Annotated in this window: 14 protein-coding genes; 9 read left to right on the top strand and 5 right to left on the bottom strand. The window is 58.3% G+C overall.

The genetic code is table 11. From position 1 onward, the window contains the following. Positions 1–5: 5 nt before the first annotated feature. The 9 genes from R3D51_02045 (at position 6) to rnd (ending at position 11,815) form a co-directional block, all read left to right on the top strand. Positions 6–1,196, top strand: a complete 1,191-nt coding sequence (locus R3D51_02045; protein MEZ5898251.1) for an FAD-dependent monooxygenase — start codon at positions 6–8, stop codon at positions 1,194–1,196. Positions 1,197–1,425: 229 nt separating this feature from the next. Continuing rightward, the gene (locus R3D51_02050; protein ID MEZ5898252.1) at positions 1,426–2,043 is read left to right on the top strand and encodes an NAD(P)H-dependent oxidoreductase; all 618 of its coding nucleotides are present in this window, start codon (positions 1,426–1,428) and stop codon (positions 2,041–2,043) included. Positions 2,044–2,192: 149 nt separating this feature from the next. Beyond that, positions 2,193–2,927, top strand: coding sequence for a DUF1194 domain-containing protein (locus tag R3D51_02055; GenBank protein MEZ5898253.1), 735 nt, complete (start codon positions 2,193–2,195; stop codon positions 2,925–2,927). Positions 2,928–3,455: 528 nt separating this feature from the next. After that, a complete protein-coding gene (locus R3D51_02060; GenBank protein ID MEZ5898254.1) occupies positions 3,456–5,150 on the top strand; it encodes a PQQ-dependent dehydrogenase, methanol/ethanol family in 1,695 nt (564 codons plus the stop codon). Positions 5,151–5,231: 81 nt separating this feature from the next. Then, positions 5,232–6,590 (top strand): transporter substrate-binding domain-containing protein, encoded by a 1,359-nt coding sequence (locus tag R3D51_02065; GenBank protein ID MEZ5898255.1) that lies wholly within the window; start codon positions 5,232–5,234, stop codon positions 6,588–6,590. A 216-nt stretch (positions 6,591–6,806) separates the two neighbouring features. Then, entirely contained in the window at positions 6,807–8,633 is a 1,827-nt protein-coding gene (locus tag R3D51_02070; GenBank protein MEZ5898256.1) for a PQQ-binding-like beta-propeller repeat protein, read from the top strand. 86 nt (positions 8,634–8,719) lie between these two features. Beyond that, positions 8,720–9,547 carry a hypothetical protein gene (locus R3D51_02075; GenBank protein MEZ5898257.1) on the top strand — a complete coding sequence of 276 codons (828 nt, stop codon included), beginning with the start codon at positions 8,720–8,722 and terminating at the stop codon, positions 9,545–9,547. A gap of 80 nt (positions 9,548–9,627) precedes the next feature. Further along, the gene (locus R3D51_02080) at positions 9,628–10,353 is read left to right on the top strand and encodes a tetratricopeptide repeat protein (GenBank protein ID MEZ5898258.1); all 726 of its coding nucleotides are present in this window, start codon (positions 9,628–9,630) and stop codon (positions 10,351–10,353) included. Positions 10,354–10,648: 295 nt separating this feature from the next. After that, positions 10,649–11,815, top strand: coding sequence for a ribonuclease D (rnd, locus tag R3D51_02085; GenBank protein ID MEZ5898259.1), 1,167 nt, complete (start codon positions 10,649–10,651; stop codon positions 11,813–11,815). A 236-nt stretch (positions 11,816–12,051) separates the two neighbouring features. Here rnd and R3D51_02090 read toward each other — a convergent pair whose 3' ends face one another. The 5 genes from R3D51_02090 to R3D51_02110 form a co-directional block, all read right to left on the bottom strand. Continuing rightward, complete coding sequence (locus tag R3D51_02090; GenBank protein MEZ5898260.1) at positions 12,052–12,966, bottom strand: J domain-containing protein; 915 nt, start codon at positions 12,964–12,966, stop codon at positions 12,052–12,054. Positions 12,967–13,078: 112 nt separating this feature from the next. Continuing rightward, positions 13,079–14,608 (bottom strand): Ppx/GppA phosphatase family protein, encoded by a 1,530-nt coding sequence (locus R3D51_02095; GenBank protein ID MEZ5898261.1) that lies wholly within the window; start codon positions 14,606–14,608, stop codon positions 13,079–13,081. Positions 14,609–14,623: 15 nt separating this feature from the next. Beyond that, positions 14,624–16,795, bottom strand: coding sequence for an RNA degradosome polyphosphate kinase (locus R3D51_02100; GenBank protein MEZ5898262.1), 2,172 nt, complete (start codon positions 16,793–16,795; stop codon positions 14,624–14,626). Between the two features lie 102 nt (positions 16,796–16,897). Next, positions 16,898–17,587 (bottom strand): hypothetical protein, encoded by a 690-nt coding sequence (locus R3D51_02105; protein ID MEZ5898263.1) that lies wholly within the window; start codon positions 17,585–17,587, stop codon positions 16,898–16,900. A gap of 34 nt (positions 17,588–17,621) precedes the next feature. Further along, the gene (locus tag R3D51_02110; protein ID MEZ5898264.1) at positions 17,622–18,689 is read right to left on the bottom strand and encodes an AI-2E family transporter; all 1,068 of its coding nucleotides are present in this window, start codon (positions 18,687–18,689) and stop codon (positions 17,622–17,624) included. Positions 18,690–18,731 lie beyond the last annotated feature (42 nt).

Below are 18,731 nucleotides of genomic sequence, written 5' to 3' on the forward strand. Positions count from 1 at the left end.
TTGCCATGAGCGTCTCGCCTGATAGCGCCGTGTTGATCGCCGGCGGCGGCATTGGCGGTCTTGCGGCTGCGCTCGCCCTCAGCAAAGCCGGTATTGCAAGCCACGTTCTGGAACGCCGCGAACACTTTTCCGAAGCTGGTGCGGGCATACAAATCGGACCCAACGGCACGCGCATCCTTGAAGAGCTCGGCGCCGCAACATGGCTGGCCGAGCACGTTGCAACACCCGATGCGTTGCAGGTTCGAGATGCTGTAACGGGGGCTCAAATCGCCCGCATGCCGCTCGGTGACTGGATTTTCAAGCGCCACGGCGCGCCATACTGGACGTCACACCGGCAGGATCTCCACGGCGCACTGCTTAAGGCAGCCCAAGCTGCTCCGAATATCACGCTCACAACCGGCGCAACCGCAGATGCAGTTACTGAATCCAGCGCTGGCATCGTCTTGCGTTGTTTGGAAGATGGTGCAGCTTACGAAGGCAGCGCACTGATCGCTGCCGACGGCTTATGGTCGTCGCTACGCACCAAGAACTTCGATCCTGCACCGCCAAGACCGGCCGGCAAAAACGCCTACCGCACGGTGGTTCCTGTATCGAGTCTGCCGGAAGGTTTGACAGTCAACGACGTCCATATCTGGCTCACCGACGGCGCCCACGTCGTGCACTATCCCGTGCGCGATGGGCGCGAACATGCCTTCGTCATCATATTCGACGAACCGCAGCACACGGTGGGCTGGAGCACAGAAGTGGAGGCCGCATTCGTGCGCGCACGCGCGCACCGCTTAGCGCCGTCGCTGCGCGTGCTTCTGGAAGCGGGGGAAGGCTGGCGCGTTTGGTCCCTTCACGAGCTTAGTATGCCGAGACGCTGGAGTCAGGGCCGAATGGCATTGCTCGGCGATGCAGCTCACCCTGTCTTGCCATTTCTTGCCCAAGGCGCCGTCCTCGCATTGGAGGACGCAAGCGTGCTGGCGCACGAACTTGCGCGCGACGGTGGCTCAGTCTCCGAGGCGCTTGCGCGGTATGAAGACAAAAGGCATGCCCGCGCCTTGCGCGTACAAAGCGCCTCGCGCCGCAACGGCCGAATTTACCACCTGTCTGGCGCGCTCGCCAAAGCGCGCGATACCGTTCTACGGCAATCCCCGGCCACGCTGATCATGCGCCAGTATGATTGGCTGTATGGCTGGAAGCGCCCAGCCTAAAACCGGATCACAGTCACAGGCGTCCGCCGCCCTTCGCAGTCGCAGCATATTTGCGCACTGCAACATAACACATTGAATCTCCTTCAACTTTAGTCGTCTGGTAATTGACGGACCGGTCAATGGAATATACCGCTGTCTCCCAACAGCCTTCAGCACGCTGGAAGCTGCCCCAAGCGACTGGGACAGGCTCCAGAGCGAATAAGAAACTATTTGGTCCAAGGAGTTGGCGATGGCGCGCTTGCTTTATGTCGAAGGCTCACCCCGCAAGTCGCGTTCGGTCTCCATCTTTGCAGCGAAGGCCTTTTTAGACGCCTACCAGGCAGCAAACTCAAACGATGTGATCGACGTCCTCGACGTTTGGAGCGAGGACCTGCCCCAACTCGATCAGGATGCGTTCGAGGCAAAATATGCGGGCCTCGCCGGAGTGGAGCGCACTCCGGACCAGCAGGCGGCTTGGGATAGACTGGACCGCTTGGCGCAACGCTTCCGCTCAGCCGACAAGATCGTTATCGGCGTTCCCATGTGGAACTTCGCGATCCCTTATCGCCTGAAACAGCTCATCGATCTTGTGAGCCACAAGGACCTGCTGTTCACATTCGACGAGCGCGGTCTGAACGGTCTGCTGACCAACTCCAAGGCTCTCGTGATCTACGCGCGCGGCATCAGTTATGGTGAAGATTCAGGAATGCCCTTGGAAGTTTGGGATCAACAGAAGCCCTACATGGATTTGTGGCTGAACTTCATCGGCGTCCTCAACGTTCAATCAATGATCGTAGAGAAAACGCTCTTCGAAGAAGATCGCGACGCGATTACGAAACAGGCTTCAGCTCTCGCGCAAGGTTTTTAGGCAACCTCGAAACGGAACGCGACATGTGAAAATTTCTACTCGCACTCAAGTTTCGCGCTGCAACGCCCAACGTCGAATTAACTTGCCCCGCCGACCTGCAACGCCTCAATATCCCGGCAAGACTATCAGGATGGAATGGTAACACTCACATGCCGTATGCCCTTCGCCTCAAGCCCAAAAGACTTCTCGGCGTTACATTCGCGGCAAGCGTTCTTTGCCTGGCAATGTTGGGGGGCTCGCGCGCCCAGGACGACATGCCGAAAGCCGATGCGGCGCTTATCCTGACCGTCGATGTGTCGAGTTCGGTCGACGAAAAGCGCTATCATTTGCAGATGGAAGGCATTGCTGCCGCTCTTGAGGACGAAGGCGTAATCAACACGGTTCTTGGCGGTGCGAACGGCGCAATCCTCATCTCGATGGTCACGTGGGCCGACAAAGCCAAGCTTGTCGTGCCGTGGACGATGATTAGCAATGCGGCTCAGGCCAAAGAGCTCGCCATGACCATTCGGAAACTGCCTCAGCAGGAAGGTGAATTTACCTGCTTGGGCCGCATGGCTCGCTACCTTGCGGATAAGGTCGTCGCGCGTATGCCCGCAAAAGCTGACAAAATCGTTGTCGATGTGTCAGGCGATGGCCCCGACAACTGCAACACGGGCCAGCTTCTCGAAAACGCGCGCGCGGATCTCTTTGGCATCGGCGTTACGATCAACGGTCTTCCCATTCTGGAAGGCAAGGACGCAGCGACGATCGAAGACTGGTACAAGAACAACGTCATCGGCGGCCCCGGCTCGTTCGTCGTTGCTGCCAAGGGATACGAAGACTTCGCACGCGCATTCCGCCAGAAATTCGTCGTTGAGGTCAGTGCAAATTTTGCGCAGCCCTAATAAAGGCAGAAATCGAACGCTCTTGAGTAGCCAAACATGTCTATTTGCTGCATCGCACACGACCGATTTCAAATCGCGACGCGAGCTGTGTGTTACGCTCCAACCGTTGCACGCGCTGCGCATCGCAACTGTCAAATGCTACGCGTGTCGCATGCACGCGACATGCGCTCAAATGAAGCTCAAATGAAGTAGCAAAGGCGGGCCAAGACTCAGCACTTTCATGTCCTTTTTGAATTGGCACGTTGATTGCTGATAACTCGAAGCAACCAAGAGGAATGCTCCACCAGGAGCGGCCCATAAAATAAAGAGCGGGAGGACTGACATCTACGGCGCTTGAGCGTTGATTGGGATTTTGCGACTGCAGCAAAATTCTGATGGTCGCCCATTCAAGCGAATAGCGCCGCCTGAGATCACAACCGATCCGAAAGTTTCGAGAATACCACGGACAGGCAGGACGAGATCACCTGCCGCCGGGGCCTATAAAAATGTTGCAACATTGAAAAACGATCTCGCGAAGGAGGAAAACTGATGAAAATCGCTAAGACACTTGTCGGCATGTTTGCCATGGCCACAGCGGCCACGGCACTGTCGGCGCCGGTTTCCGCTGTGGAGTGGAAAAACGTCACCGAAGACCGCCTACTCAATGCTGCAAAAGACGGCAACGACTGGCTCATCTATGGCCGCGACTACGCAGGAAGCCGCTATAGCCCTCTCGATCAGATCAACACCGGCAACGTCGCCAAGCTGAAGCCCCTCTACACGATCTCGCTGGGATCGCTGGAAGGCCAGGCCGTGACCCCGTCGGTGAATAACGGCATCATGGTCGTAGCCGTGTCGAGCGAATACATCGACGCCTTCGACGTCAAGACCGGCGACCGCCTGTGGCGCTATGAAATCAAGATGCCCGCAGACGTGACCCAGTTCGCATGCTGCGGCAAGCTCGCCAAGGGCGTTGCCCTTTGGGAAGATAAAGTCTTCGCTCTGACCCTCGATGCCCGCGCCATCGCTCTCAATGCGAAGGACGGTTCGCTGGTCTGGGAAAAGACCCTTGAAGACTACAAGGCCGGTTACACGTTCACGATGGCCCCGACCGTTGTGAAGGGCAAGATTCTTGCTGGCTTCGCTGGTGGCGAATTCGGCGTCATCGGTCAGATCGTTGCACTCGACTCCAAGTCGGGCAACGAAGTCTGGAAGGCTTCCACCATTCCGCAGCCGGGCGAAGAAGGCTACGATACGTGGGGCAAGGACTCGGCCAAGTACGGCGGCGGCGCTGCCTGGCTGACGACGACCTATGATCCTGACCAGAACCTGACGTTCTGGGGCACGGGCAACCCGGCTCCCTGGAACTCCGATATGCGCCCTGGCGACAACCTGTTCTCGAACTCGGTTATCGCACTCGACGCCGACTCGGGTAAGCGCAAGTGGTACTTCCAGCACATCCCGAACGACGCTTGGGACTGGGACTCCATGAACGAGAACCTGCCTGTTGACGTCGAAATCGACGGCAAGACGGTCAAGGCAATCGCCAACGCCCATAAGAACGGCTTCATGTACCTGAACGACCGCACCACGGGTAAGTTCATCCGTGCAAACTCGTTCGCACATGTTGACTGGGGTACGGTCACGAAGGACGGCAAGCTCGACGTCAAGGCGGACAAGCGTCCTGGTGTCGGCAAGCCTGCCACGTTCTGCCCGTCGTACTTCGGCGGTAAGGATTGGGCGCATATGTCGCTCAACCCGAAGACAAACGTTGCGTTCATCCCGACCAATGACATCTGCGTTAAGCTTCATCACGAAGAGACGCAGTACAAGAAGGGCACTATGTACCTCGGCGCCGGCGGCGAAATCGAGAAGCCTGGCACGGGTGCATTCGTGGCGTTCGACCTGAACACCAACAAGGTGGCTTGGTCGACGCCGACGCCTTCGCCTCTGCAGTCGGGCAGCGCGCTCTCGACCGCTGGTGGTCTGGCATTCATTGGCGATCTTGAGGGTTACCTCAAGGCCTACGACCAGAAGACCGGCAAGGTTCTCTGGAGCAACCGCACGCCTTCGGGCATCATCGGCGGCCCGATCACCTTCACGGTTGACGGCAAGCAGATGGTTGCGGTTCCCTCGGGCTACGGCGGCGCTTTCCCGCTCTGGGCCGGCAAGGGCGTTCCTGAGCATCTGAAGCGTAACGTGACCAAGGGCGCATCGCTCACGGTCTACGAGCTCGGCGAGTAACTCGACCTAGCACTTTGGCCGGAAGGGGGCTTATGTTCCCTTCCGGTTTTTATTTCCCGTTTCCTGGCTATGGAGATCTGAATGTTTCGTCAGGGCACTAAGTTTGCGCTTGGATTGGCAGTCGCAGTCGGCGCTCAGTTGACGGCTGATTGCGCTTCGGCGCAGCAGGCCACACTTGACCGCATCGCGCGAACCGGAACCATCCATGTTTGCGCAGATCCTGATCTCCTCCCGTACTCAAGCGAAAAACTGAACCCCGCTGGCTACGACATGGAGATCGCACAGGAGATCGCCAAGGAACTTGGCTACAAGCTCGGTTACGATTGGTATTCGACCCGACGCGGTACGAAGATCGTCCGCCAGCTCGCCGATGGGAACTGCGACTTCTTCCTCGGTTTCCCCGTCGACGCATCTTTCGAAGAGTCGAATTTCAAAGTCATCTTGTCGAAGCCCTACTACACCAGCGGCTTTGCGGTTGTCGCACGCAACGATGCACCGAACACCATTCTGCAGGATTCTAAGACCAAGGGCGTCGGCGTCCAGATGGGCATGCTGCCCGACTTCAAGCTCTTCGAGCGCGGATATGAGCGCAAGCTCTTCCGCAACTCCTCAGAAATTTTCGATGCTCTCACGCACAAGGAGATCGACGTTGCGGTCGTTCCGGCTCCAGAAGGCGGCTGGGAAATCAAGACGAAGGGCGATCCGAATATCAAAGTCCTGACCGATACCGAGAAGGATTTCGTGTATCCGATGGCAATTGGCTTCCGCAAGGAAGACAAAGAACTGCGCGACAAGGTCAATGCCATTATCGACAAGATGCAGGGCGACGGTCGTCTCACTGCAATTTTCGATAAGTACGGCATGGTGAAGCTGGCCGGAACCGGCGGTGGCGCTGCGCCTAAGTCGAAAGCCGACGTCGAAAAAGAAGGCGGCGGCAAGGATGACGACGGTCCGCCCCAGAAGAAAACCGACGCCCCGGACAAGAAGAGCGAAGTCATCATGCGCGACTTCGTCAATCTCGGCTTCACAATCTCCGATAAGCCTATTCAGGTTGCTCAGGCGGATACGGCGGCCGATACCGACGAAGGGAAAAAAGTTGATGCAGACGACCCAGGCGCCGACGAACACGGACTTGCGCTTGATCCGAAATATCGTGTCGACACCACCTCTGTAGAGGACTTTCCCAACGACGCTCAGTCAATCGACAAAGGTCGCAAGCTTTACAAGCAGGCCTGCTACAAGTGCCACGGCCCCAATGGTGTGTCGGGCGGTACGATCCCTGACTTGAGAAAGTTCGCTGCAAACCATGATCACTACGAGATGTTCGCCGTCATCCAGGCTGGCCGCCTCGACCGGGGTATGCCCGCGTGGAACGATTATCTGACGCCGGAAGAGATCAAGGAGATCATCGTGTACGTAAAGGCGCTCCACAAAAAGTAGTCGGAGCACCTGGGATATCCGTTCACGGTACAATAACGGATATTTGACCAATCGGTTTAAGAACGCGAGGCCGGCGCGGTGGTAATCTGCAAATGCAGATTGACCTCTGGCCGGCCTCAGTCGTTTCAGCCGTGCCTCACCAGGATCTTTGCGATGCCGGCGCACGCAATGCCCACGATTGAAAGACCAACCAAAAGCACAAGAAGGTCGCAAAGAATGTTCCCAACCGTTGGATCAAGAACTCATGTAGCTGAGCTAGCCCGGCTCGCCCTGGTGGCGTGCCTCGCGGTCTTTGCCAGTGCGTCCGCAAATGCGGGCGAGATTTCAGATGCGCGCATGAAGAGCGCAGACAGCGATCCTGCAAACTGGATTCTGCATGGCCGGGACTACGGCAACCAACGCTTCTCACCACTTGAGCAGATCAACACGTCAAATGCCAAGAAGTTAGTGCCGAAGTGGATTTTCCAGACCGGGGTCGTGGGAACGTTCCAAACGACGCCCTTGGTCGCCGACGGCGTCATGTTCATCTCTACGCCGATGTCGAATGTCGTCGCCATCGATGCCGCCACCGGCAAACAGAAATGGCGTTACGATCATAAGCGCGGACCGGGCAAACTCTGCTGCGGCCCAGCCAATCGCGGCGTGTCCTTAGGCTATGGCAAAGTTTACCTAGCGACCGTCGATGCACACCTCATCGCACTTGATCAGCAGACCGGCAGCAAGGTTTGGGACATTGCGCTCGTCAAAGATCAGGTGACGACAGAAGATCGGGCGGTCCTGCAAGACAACGATCCCCGCGCCAAAGATTCCGTCAGCGGGTCGACCGGCGTTGGCACCGTTGCTACTCCGCTCGTCTATGAAGGCAAGGTGATCATCGGCATCACCGGCGTCGGCTACGGGATGCATTTTGAAGACGCGGTCAAGAAGGGCCAGCTCACCGCTGTCGTCGGCATCGCGGGAAAATACGGCCAGCCCGGCTTCATGGCAGCGTTCGACGCACAAACCGGCGCGGAGCAGTGGCGCTTTGAAACGACCAAGAAAAATTGGGAAGGCGACTACGTACAAAAAACAGCTTATGGCGTCGACTTGAAGCGAGACATCGCCAATGAGAAGGCAGAAGCTCCCAAATACACCGATGCATGGAGCTTCGGCGGAGGATCCATCTGGCATTCTCCCGCGGTGGACGCAAAAACAGGCATCATCTATTTCGGCACGGGAAACCCATCGCCGCAATCCATGGGCGACGGTCGTCCCGGCGACAATCTCTATACGGTCTCGCTTGTCGCGTTGGACTCGGCAACGGGCAAACTGGTTTGGTACTTCCAGCAGGTCCCGCACGACTTATGGGGCTATGACGTTGCAAGCCCGCCGGTACTGTTCGAAGCGACGGTCGATGGCAAGACCATCCCTGCCGTCGGACAAGCATCAAAAATCGGTTGGTACTTCGTCAACGATCGCGCGACCGGCAAACTGCTGTTCCGCTCCGATGAGTTCGTGCCGCATGAAAATATGTTTGCACCTCCCACCGAAAGCGGCGTGCGCGTTGCCCCCGGCGCGGGCGGTGGCGCGAACTGGTCGCCGACCTCTTATGACGCCACAAAGGGTGTCGTCTATGTCGCCGCAATCCACATGCCCTTTACGTATCGCCTGGAGACGACACCCGCCAAAGATGGAAATCCCGAAGTTCGCTACAGCGCCTTCGAACCGGCGAATGAGCCTCAGTACGGGCTGCTCTCCGCAATCGATCTCAAGAACGCAGGCAAGATTCTATGGCAGCGAAAGACTGACGAGATTCTCGTCGGCGGCGTTCTCGGGACCAAAGGCGGCCTCGTATTCATGGGCGAAGGAAACGGCAATTTCTCTGCTTTCGATGCTGCTGACGGGAAGACGTTGTGGAGCTTCCAATGCGGAGCCGGCGTTAACGCCCCTCCCATCAGTTACGCAATTGACGGCAAACAATTTGTAGCGGTTGCCGCAGGCGGCAGCTCGATCTGGGGCTTCCCGACGGGCGATGCTGTGGTGGTGTTTGGCCTGCCTGATTAGGCGGCCGCAGACAATTGGTGTAGGGTTGGCTCAAGTGCTTCGACATCTCTTGTTATGCGATGATCTGATCCGGTGAAGGTCGCAAGATGGTAGGAAGAGACGCAGATTCCGATGATATACCCAAGCCCCTTTCGGGCTTGGGTGTTGGCGTTGTCGCGTTATTGATAACCATTGCGGCATGCTCTGAGACGGCTTCGGCCCAGCCGCCGACTTATGGCAACAAGATCGCGACGCCTGCGCAAACAAAACCTGTCGACACGCTGAAGGAATGCGAGCAAGACGACGTTGCCTCCTTTTCGATCCGAGCCTGCACTATTCTGCTGTCCTCCGACGCTCTGCCACAGCAAGATCGTGCGCGTATCCATAAGCTGCGTGGACGCTCATGGCTCACCGAGGACGACCCCGGGCAGGCGGCGCTCGATTATTCGCAGGCTTTGCGGTTCAACCCCAACGACGAGGAGGCGCTGCGGGGCCGGGTACGGGCCTATGATCGGCAGGAACGCTTCGATCTTGCGGTCGGCGATTGGACAGCTCTAATCCAAGCGCACCCGAAAGACGATGCGCTCTACCGCAGCCGCGGTGCCAGCTACATTGGCGCCAAAAAATATGCTGAGGCGATGGATGATTATAACACCTCGCTCCGCCTTAACGCCAAAGAACTCAGTGCCTACATCGGCCGCGCGCGCATCCACGATGCGTTGGGGGAGCGCGACAAAGCGATGGATGAGTTTCAGACCGCCGTATCGATCGACCCCAATTATCTACCGGCTTTCTGGGAACGGGCCCGGATGGCCGACCGCTGGGGTGAAAAGGAAATTGCAATCGAGAACTACATCACGGTACTGAAGATAAACGGGCAGTATGCCCATGCGCGCAAGTATCTTGAAAGGCTCGGCGTCTGGTCTCCGTACTGAGGCTGCCGGAGAATACTGCGAGGATGAATTTCCAGCGAAAGCGATGCGGTACTATTTGCAAACCCCACAGACGGCTTGCGTTGACGCTGGCGACAATTGCGGGGCTGAGCGCATGTGCGCCTGCAGTGTGGGCCTTCGATATGGCGGACTGCGTGAAGGACGATCTCCCGGTGGAGAGCTTGCGCGAATGCGCCAACATGATCGGCAAGGAAGGTGTCACGGCAGCTGATCGGGGGCGGGTTTATACCTTGCGCGGCTTTGCCTGGATGCGCGAAGAGGAGCCGCTGCCCGCCATATCCGACTTTTCGCGTGCAATTGACATCGACGGCGAAAACATCGCCGCGCTCAAGGGCCGCGCACGGGCCTACTCGGCACTGAAGAACTTTGATCGTTCCATTGCAGACTGGTCGCGCATCATCGCTGTTCGACCCCAATCGGAAGGAAGCTATCGCGAGCGCGCGGAAGCCAATCTTGCTGCTGGCAAGACCGACGAGGCGCTAGCTGACTATGACCGCGCCATCGCGCTCAACGCCAATGACGCCGACGCCTATATTGGAAAAGGCCGCGCCTACGGAACGCTCAGGAAACGCGACGAAGCGCTTCGTGAGTTCGACAACGCCATCAGGGTCAATCCGGATAATCCAGCCGTCTACATGGCGAGAGGCGCGGTCTCTGAAAGCCTCGGAGATACCGACCTTGCCATCGCGAGCTATCAGGCGGTCCTGAAATACGACAGCGCCTACTGGTATGCGATTCGCGCGCTCCAGAGGCTAGGCGGCGAATGGGCGAACCAACGCAAGAAGTAGGACCTCCCCATCGCAAATCACTCGGGCTCCCATGGAACCATTTTGCTCCCGATACGACGAACGCTGCCCAATTGCGCAATTTTGCCGCGTCTTACGCTGGAAACACGATGATTTTCCTGCAAACGCCATGGACGGCGGCGCAAAACACGCTAGAAGCCAAATGTGCTCACGTCGACTCGATAGCAGATCCTGCCCCGCCCACTCTGGCGTAAAGGGCGGGCGGTGCTAGGATGGCCGCCACAAATGCGGCTGGGTGAGCCCGCAATCGATTACCTTTCAGGAATTTCCATCTTCCATGCGACTTATCACGACGACCGGCGATCTGGAAAATTTGTGCAATGAACTCGCCCAACATCCCTTTGCCACGGTCGATACCGAGTTCATGCGCGAGCAAACTTATTGGCCTCAGCTTTGCCTGATCCAGCTGGCGGGTCCGTCGGCAGAGGCCGTCATCGATCCACTCGCCGATGGCATCAATCTGGCGCCGTTCTTCGCATTGATGGCGAACCGTGATGTCGTCAAGGTGTTCCACGCCGCCCGCCAGGATATCGAAATCGCTTTCGCGAAGACGGGCTCTGTGCCTGAACCGATCTTCGACACACAAGTCGCGGCAATGGTCTGCGGCTTTGGCGAGAGCGTCAGTTACGTAAACCTGGTAAAGAAGCTTACTGGGGCCGACCTCGATAAGTCCTCGCGCTTTACCGACTGGAGTCGCCGCCCGCTTTCCGACAAACAGCTCACTTATGCGCTTGGTGACGTGACGCATCTGCGCGACGTCTATGGCGCTCTGCAAAAGGACATTTCAGCGTCTGGCCGCATGTCATGGGTCTCTGAAGAAATGGCGCTTTTGTGCGATCCGGCAACGTATGACGCGGATCCCGAACGTGCCTGGCAGCGTCTCAAATTGCGTGTGAAGGGAAAGAAGTCTCTCGCCGTCCTAATCGAGCTTGCAGCTTGGCGCGAACGCCTTGCGCAATCACAGGATGTCCCGCGCGGACGCATCTTGCGCGACGAAGCGCTCTACGACATTGCCAACCAGATGCCCACGACCACTGAAGCGCTCGGTCAACTGCGTACGTTATCGGACGGCTTTGCGCGCTCGCATCGTGCGCGCGAAATCGTCGAGGCGGTTGCGAGAGGTCTACAGCGCGATTTTAAGCTGCTGCCAAAGATCGACCGCGGCGAACCGCTGTCCGCTCAGGCATCAGCCACGCTGGAGCTTTTGAAGGTGCTGCTTCGGTCGGCCGCGGCCGAACACCGGGTCGCCCCACGCCTCATAGCAGACTCGGAAGATCTAGAGCGCCTCGCAACGGAGGCAGAGCCTGACGTCATGGCCTTGAAGGGCTGGCGGCGCACCCTGTTTGGAGAGGCGGCGCTGAAGCTCAAGCGCGGCGAACTGGCATTGACCCTGGTGAAGGGCGAGGTTTGCGCTGTTGCCTCGAACGGGCGCTCCCAACAATAAAAATTGTTCAATATCAAATTATTACACTCACATCGCTTACACGCGACGGATTTTGTCGAGCACCCGCGTTATTGGGGTGACGCTGCGCATTTGAGCCTTGGCCGCGCAGCGCTGGCGGTACGCGCCCCTCCCCCCAAGCGTGCCGCATCATGAGCGGCCCGGAGATCTGCCCCCTCCGGGCCGTGCTTCTCTGAGGGCCCCGGCTCAACTTAAATGCCTAGATTTTGAATGTACGCCTAGCGACGGCCTGGATCGTAGGCGTTCTTCTGACGCCACTCGGAAAAGAAATACGACAGGCTCTCGTCGATCTGATCCGGCAAAACGATTTTCACTGTGACGAGCTCGTCACCAGTTGTGCCGGTTGCGCGATTGACAGCACCTTTGCCTTTGAGACGAAACGTCTTGCCCGAACTGGTGCCCTTCGGGATTGTCAATTGCACGCGCCCCGAGACGGTCGGGACTTCGACCTTGCCCCCAAGGACAGCCTCGTCAATCGTGATCGGAACTTCCACCTGAATGTCGTCGCCCAGACGCTTAAATTGCGCGTGCGCTCTCACTTTGATCTCGACGAGAGCGTCGCCGGACGGACCGCCGTTTTGCCCACGCGTGCCTTTGCCTTTGAGGCGCAGAACCTGTCCGTCGCTCACACCTTCGGGCACAGAAAGATCGAGCACGCCGCCCTCGGGAAGGGTCACGCGCTTCTTCGCTCCCGAAATTGCTTCGACGAAATCGACCTCCAATGTGTAGCGCAGGTCCTGGCCTTTTATCGGAAAGCCGCGTGTACCTGCCGGTCCCCCACCACCACGGCCGAAAACATCTGAAAAGATGTCGGAGAATCCGAAGTCGTCAAAACCGCCCGAATGGCTTCGCGCACGCGAACTCCCATTCTGGGCACTGGCTCCCGCGCGCCATTGTGGCCGGCGCGGTTCGCCTCTGGAATCAATTTCGCCCGCGTCGTACTGGCGGCGTTTATCGGGGTCTCCGAGAATGTCATTCGCCGCCGCGACTTTCTTGAAGCGTTCGTTTGCGGCGGTATTGCCCGGATTGACGTCTGGGTGCAATTCCTTGGCCAACTTGCGAAACGCACGGCGGATGTCCTCATCCGACGCGCGGCGCGATACGCCAAGGATGTCGTACAGATTTTCGTTCATGGATGTCGTTCAGGCCTTCAGCCCTTGAATATCGCCCGCATTCTAGCAGGAATTGCGGCGCCTCCCAGGACATTGGCGGCACAGGGCCATGCCAGAACGTACCTTATACCCGTCAATTGGCGATTCGCACCACGAGCTGGCAGCCCACAAGGCTTGCCAACGCCTCGAAACGTCGGCGCAGACGTTCCCCGTCCAGGCTCTCGTAGGCTTTGGGAATCGTCAGGATGAGCTTGCCGTTCTCGTGAGAAAGCGGCGTTTCGACAATGACGCCGGGTTTACCAATCGAGAGCATATGTGCCACGCGCACGGCGGCACCCACAATGCGGGCGCGACGAAATGTACGCTTTGAAACCAGGGTGCGCATCCGCTCCGGCATCGTGTCCGGACTGAGGTCCCCCGATTCATGGCGGAAATACACTGCCAGCGCCAGAAATACGCGGCCCTCGTGATCCACCCCTCCCAACGCCGCATGTGCGATGGTGGAAAGACTTTGCTCCGCGCGATAGTCGGGATGCGCGCGCCAGCCTACGTCCGAGAATAGGCACGCCGCATGACGCAGCCGCCGCTCTTCCGCCGTCTCCTCAAGAGCGGGATCCGCAAAGAGCTGGTCTGTCCAATTGCACAGTTCATACGCGTGATCGAGCGAGCGCGACCGCATTGTCGCGTACTCTTCGGCAAAACTCAAAAGCGGATCGCGATGGCGCTCAGTGTCCGAGAGCAAGCCGTAAATCAGACCTTCGCGGATTCCGAACACCGAGAAGATCACGGAGCTTGGTTGCATGTTCTTGATCAGGCGCTCCAGAACGAGCGCGCCATAGGGAACGACTTCGCGGCGAGCCTTTCCCACACGGTCAAGGCTCGGCACCCCTTGCTTCTTACCTTTGCGCAGCGCCTCGCAGAACTCTTCAAGTTCGCGTGGAGGTACTTGGTATCCGTGCATCACCCGCAAAGGATAGTTGCGGTGCTCCATATGCAGCTTGGCGAGCGCGCGCCACGTTCCACCGACCGCGTAAAAAGTGCGGCCCTTGCCCCGGGAAAGCCAGGGAAGAGTGGCGATGGACAAGTCTACGATTTCAAGCGCCGCATCGAGCTTCCCACCCGTCGTATCTATCAGCCGCAATCCGCCAAGGGGAAGGGTCGCTGCATCCTGAAGCGCCTCTCCGATCACGTCGATCAATTCGAGGCTTCCGCCTCCAAGATCGCCCGCGATACCATCAGGAGAAAGAAAGCCCATCATGATGCCCTGAGCGGCAAGCCGCGCTTCGATCTCGCCCGAGAGCACCTCGATGTGCACACCGGCGGCAGCCTCTCCGCGCGCGATGAATTCCGCGCCGTTGGAGGCCTCACGAACGGCAGCAGTTGCAATCGCTCTTACGTTCTTGACGCCGAGCAGCTGCGCGATCGCTCTGAAACGCACGAGCGCGTGGATGGCGCGCTCAACGGCCTCAGGAGCAAGGCTGCCCGTCGTTGCCACGGAGCGCCCCAAGCCGCATAGCACCTTCTCGTTGAACATAGGCGTCGGCGTGCGAACCGCGCCTTCGTAGATCACGAGGCGAACCGAGTTCGAGCCAATGTCGATGACACCGATAGGTTCCAGCCCCAGCCTGAGGCTGTCGGTTCCGATTGCGTCTTCAAGCTGCATCACGACGGCCGAGCCTCAGACCGGCTTATTGAAGCGTGGCGGAAAGTGCTCTTTGAGCGCCTCGCCGCGGCCCGACAAACTGGGATTCGTCATGAAGTACTTGTGCGCATTGAAGGGTTCCTCACCAGCTTGGGGCGCCAGTCGCGTGGCCGTGCCGTCAGCGTTGATACGCCAGCTCTGCTGATTGTCTTTGAGATTGGCAACCATGATCTGATTCAACACCTGCTCGTGGACAGTTGGGTTCTTGATCGGCACCATCGCTTCCACACGCCGGTCGAGGTTGCGAGGCATCATATCTGCGGAGCTGATGTAGACGGCAGCCCCTGGAGAAGGCAAGGGCTGTCCCGCAGCAAAACAGTAGATGCGCGCGTGTTCCAGGAACCTGCCGATAATGCTCTTGACGCGAATGTTCTCTGACATGCCGGGCACGCCGGGCCGTAAACAGCACACGCCCCGAACGACGAGATCGATAGGCACACCGGCGTTCGATGCTCCATACAGCGCCTCGATGATCCGCGCATCGACAAGAGAGTTCATCTTCATCCAGATGCCGCTCGGCTTGCCCGCCTTTGCATTGGCGACTTCCTGGGCGATATGCTCCATGATCCTGTTGCGAATGCCGTGTGGACTCGCCGCCATGCACTCAAGCTCGGCGGGCTGGCCGTAGCCGGTAACGAAGTTGAAGATGCGCGTCACATCTCGCGAGATGGGCTGATCCGTGGTGAACAGCGAAAGGTCTGTATAAACGCGCGCGGTCTGCGGATGATAGTTGCCGGTGCCGATATGACAGTAGGTCGTGAGGTCAGTGCCCTCACGACGCACAATGATGCCGAGCTTGGCATGGGTCTTCAGCTCAGTGAAACCGTAGACGACGTGAACGCCGGCGCTTTCCAAGTCACGCGCCCAGCGAATATTGGCGGCTTCGTCGAAACGGGCCTTCAGCTCGACGACGGCAGTCACCGATTTTCCGGCCTCAACCGCCTCCTTCAATGCATGCACGATGGGGCTATCGCGCGAGGTCCGGTAGAGTGTCCATTTGATCGCCATCACGTTGGGATCGGCCACCGCTTGGCGCAGGAACTGCACGACAACGTCGAAGCTTTCATAGGGGTGATGCACGACGATGGGCTTCTTGCGGATCGCGGCGAAGCAGTCGCCGTTGTACTCGCGGATACGCTCGGGAAAGCGGATCGTAAAGGGCTTGAACATGAGATCGGCGCGGTCCGACACGATCAGCTGCGAGGTGTCCGCAATGGCCAGCGTGCCTTCCTTGATAAAGGTCGTCTCCTCGGAAACTTCGAGTTCCTCTAAAACGAAGCGGCGCAGCTTGTCCGGCATCGAAGCCTCGATCTCAAGCCGGATGACGTTGCCGCGACGGCGGCGCTTCAGCTGGCTCTCATAAGATCGCACCAGATCTTCAGCCTCTTCCTGAAGCTCGATGTCACTATCGCGCAGAATGCGGAACGCGCCCTGGCTCTTGATCGTGAACCCGCTAAAAAGCTCGGCAAGGAAAAGACCAATTACCGTTTCCAGTTTAATGAAGCGCACGTCCTTGGGGTTCTTGGGATCAGTCTCAAGCCGAATGAAGCGCTCTAGCTGTCCGGGTATCGGAATGAGCCCGCTCATAATCTCGCCGTCGGAGATGCGCTGCATCTCAACGACAATGGTGAGACCCTTGTTCAGGATGAACGGAAACGGATGTGCGGGATCGACGGCAATCGGCGTCAGAATCGGAAAGATGTGGGTAAGAAAAAGTTTTTCAAGCCATTCGTGCTGTGCGGTGGAGAGGTCCGAAGGCTGCACGACATGGATTCCGGCCTCCGCCATTTCACTGCGGATTTCGCGCCAGATTGCCTGCTTGTCTTGAACAACTCCTGCCACGAACTTATTGATCGCATCAAGCTGCTGCGCGGGCGTCAGCCCGTCTTGAGACAGGGTGGTTATGCCGGCCTTTACCTGACCGTACACGCCTGCAGCGCGCACCATGTAGAATTCATCGAGGTTCGACGCCGAGATCGACAGGAACCTCAAGCGTTCAAGAATCGGATGGTTCTTGTTCTGCGCTTCTTCCAGCACACGGCGGTTGAACTGCAGCCATGACAGCTCACGATTGTAGAACCTGTCTGAGCCTTGCGGCGGCTGAGCATTCTGCGCCTTTGCTCCACTCTTAGCGCGTGTCCCGCTCATCTGAGTCATCACTCCGATTTTCTGCAGCCTTCGTCCCGGAAACTGCCCGGCGGACTGTAACACAATAATGACAGCGCGACGGATCACACCCAAGGATGCCGGTCAGTCGTGCTGCTGTTCCTCGGACGCCAGATTGTCCAGGGCTTTAGCTGCGACAGCCTTGGTAATCCCCTTACCCGACGCCAGCGCCAGGTCATCGACTTCGTTAACGAGCCGACGCGCGGCGTCCATCGAACGTTCCATACGCGGCAGACAATAGGCGATCACACCCGGATCCACGATGAGCTGCCGGTCAGAGAATAGCTTGATCAGAACGGCCGATAGCAGCCCGTCATCGGGCGCCTCAATCTGGGCTAACGGCAAAGCCTTAAAGCGGGACGAGAAGTCTGGAAGATCGATCTGCATTTTCCCGGGCAGCGTGGCCGTCGTCATCAAGACCGAGAGCCGCTGCTCGCGCACGAGATTGAGAATGTGAAAAAGTGCGCGTTCGTCAATCGCACCCTTGTCGACGTCCTCGACTGCTAACGCATCTACATTGGTCAACTCAGGAACGTTGTTCGTTGTCACATCGGCAGCGGTCACGATCTTCGCCTGCGACTTCATTCGCCAGACGTTGACAAGATGCGTCTTTCCCGATCCGGCAGGCCCCGCAAGTACAGCCGCACGCACCGGCCAATCCGGCCAGCGATCAACGAGCGATACGGCGGCCGCATTGGACTGGGAGACAAAGAAGTCCTCCACGCCCAGCGCCGTCCGGTGAGGTATGTCGAGAGGGAGCTGACGCGGCGTCATGGCGTCTCCCAAAAATCCAGAAGCTTCACCTGTTTCACGCAAGCGGTGCGTCCGGCCCGCGATACATGGAGGAGCGCATATACGTATCGAGCGCAAACCGAACCAGCACGCCGATCGCCGCGGCTACGGGGACCGCTACAAGCAGTCCCAAGAAGCCGAACAGATAGGAGAATACTAGGAGGGAGAAAATGAGCCAAACGGGATGCAACCCTATCTTTGAACCAACGATCTGCGGACTTAGCAAAGATGCGTCAAGCGCCTGTCCGGCCAGGAAAACTCCAACCACCGTCAGGATCGGGGTAATCTCGGGCCAGTGCTGAACAACGGCCAAACCCGTCGCCGTAATGAGACCCATCGCCCAGCCTGCAAACGGAATGAAGCTGAAAAGGCCCGTCAGGAGCCCCACGAGAAGGCCATACCGCAGTCCAAGCAAGCTGAGCGAGATGGAGTAGAATGCCGCCAGCACCAAACACACCACGCCTTGGCCGCGAATGAATGCTGAAACCCGCTGGTCGATCTCCCGCGCCAGCATACGGATCTGATCCGCGTTCGAACGCGGCAGCCAACTGTCGACTTTGGCAAGAATCTTCGGCCAGTCCAGAAGAGCGTAAAACGCAACGAGCGGCGTCACCAACATCAACGAAAGAAAGTTGAAAGCCGCCATGCCCTGACTCCACAGGGATTGCCCGATTGTCCCGGCCAGGGCTGGTAGGCCGTCCGTCAGCCCCGCGATGGCACGGCTCACGCTTTCTTGCGCCTGCGGATAGCGATCCCCCAGATAGCCGCGCGCAGAATCCTCCAAAACAGCTTTGAGCCGTTCGGCCTGCGCCGGCATTGCCTCAAGCAATAACCGGCCCTGTTCGATCGCGGGAGGAGCCAGGATAAAGACGGCCAAGGCAAGCGCGGCGGTCGTCAGCACTAGCAAAAGCACCGTGGAGACGCCGCGCGGCAGTCCGGCAGCGGACAATCGGTCAACGACAGGGTTGAGAAAATAGGCAATGACCAATCCTGCGACGAACGGCAGAAGCACCGGACTGAGCAACCGCAAGGCGACAAGAAACGCGATTGCGAGTGCCAGCCAGAAAAGCAAATTGCGTTGCATAATCCCCATCCCCCGGTTGCCGATCTCCCGATGCCCTTCCGG

This window comes from Hyphomicrobiaceae bacterium (genome assembly GCA_041397645.1).
Classification (GTDB): domain Bacteria; phylum Pseudomonadota; class Alphaproteobacteria; order Rhizobiales; family Hyphomicrobiaceae; genus Hyphomicrobium_B.

What these genes read in the sequence shown, in the direction of transcription:
- R3D51_02045 (MEZ5898251.1), top strand. Translation starts at nt 6, where the DNA reads ATGAGCGTCTCGCCTGATAGCGCCGTGTTGATCGCCGGCGGCGGCATT.
- R3D51_02050 (MEZ5898252.1), top strand. Translation starts at nt 1,426, where the DNA reads ATGGCGCGCTTGCTTTATGTCGAAGGCTCACCCCGCAAGTCGCGTTCG.
- R3D51_02055 (MEZ5898253.1), top strand. Translation starts at nt 2,193, where the DNA reads ATGCCGTATGCCCTTCGCCTCAAGCCCAAAAGACTTCTCGGCGTTACA.
- R3D51_02060 (MEZ5898254.1), top strand. Translation starts at nt 3,456, where the DNA reads ATGAAAATCGCTAAGACACTTGTCGGCATGTTTGCCATGGCCACAGCG.
- R3D51_02065 (MEZ5898255.1), top strand. Translation starts at nt 5,232, where the DNA reads ATGTTTCGTCAGGGCACTAAGTTTGCGCTTGGATTGGCAGTCGCAGTC.
- R3D51_02070 (MEZ5898256.1), top strand. Translation starts at nt 6,807, where the DNA reads ATGTTCCCAACCGTTGGATCAAGAACTCATGTAGCTGAGCTAGCCCGG.
- R3D51_02075 (MEZ5898257.1), top strand. Translation starts at nt 8,720, where the DNA reads ATGGTAGGAAGAGACGCAGATTCCGATGATATACCCAAGCCCCTTTCG.
- rnd (MEZ5898259.1), top strand. Translation starts at nt 10,649, where the DNA reads ATGCGACTTATCACGACGACCGGCGATCTGGAAAATTTGTGCAATGAA.
- R3D51_02090 (MEZ5898260.1), bottom strand. Translation starts at nt 12,966, where the DNA reads ATGAACGAAAATCTGTACGACATCCTTGGCGTATCGCGCCGCGCGTCG.
- R3D51_02095 (MEZ5898261.1), bottom strand. Translation starts at nt 14,608, where the DNA reads ATGCAGCTTGAAGACGCAATCGGAACCGACAGCCTCAGGCTGGGGCTG.
- R3D51_02100 (MEZ5898262.1), bottom strand. Translation starts at nt 16,795, where the DNA reads ATGAGCGGGACACGCGCTAAGAGTGGAGCAAAGGCGCAGAATGCTCAG.
- R3D51_02105 (MEZ5898263.1), bottom strand. Translation starts at nt 17,587, where the DNA reads ATGACGCCGCGTCAGCTCCCTCTCGACATACCTCACCGGACGGCGCTG.
- R3D51_02110 (MEZ5898264.1), bottom strand. Translation starts at nt 18,689, where the DNA reads ATGCAACGCAATTTGCTTTTCTGGCTGGCACTCGCAATCGCGTTTCTT.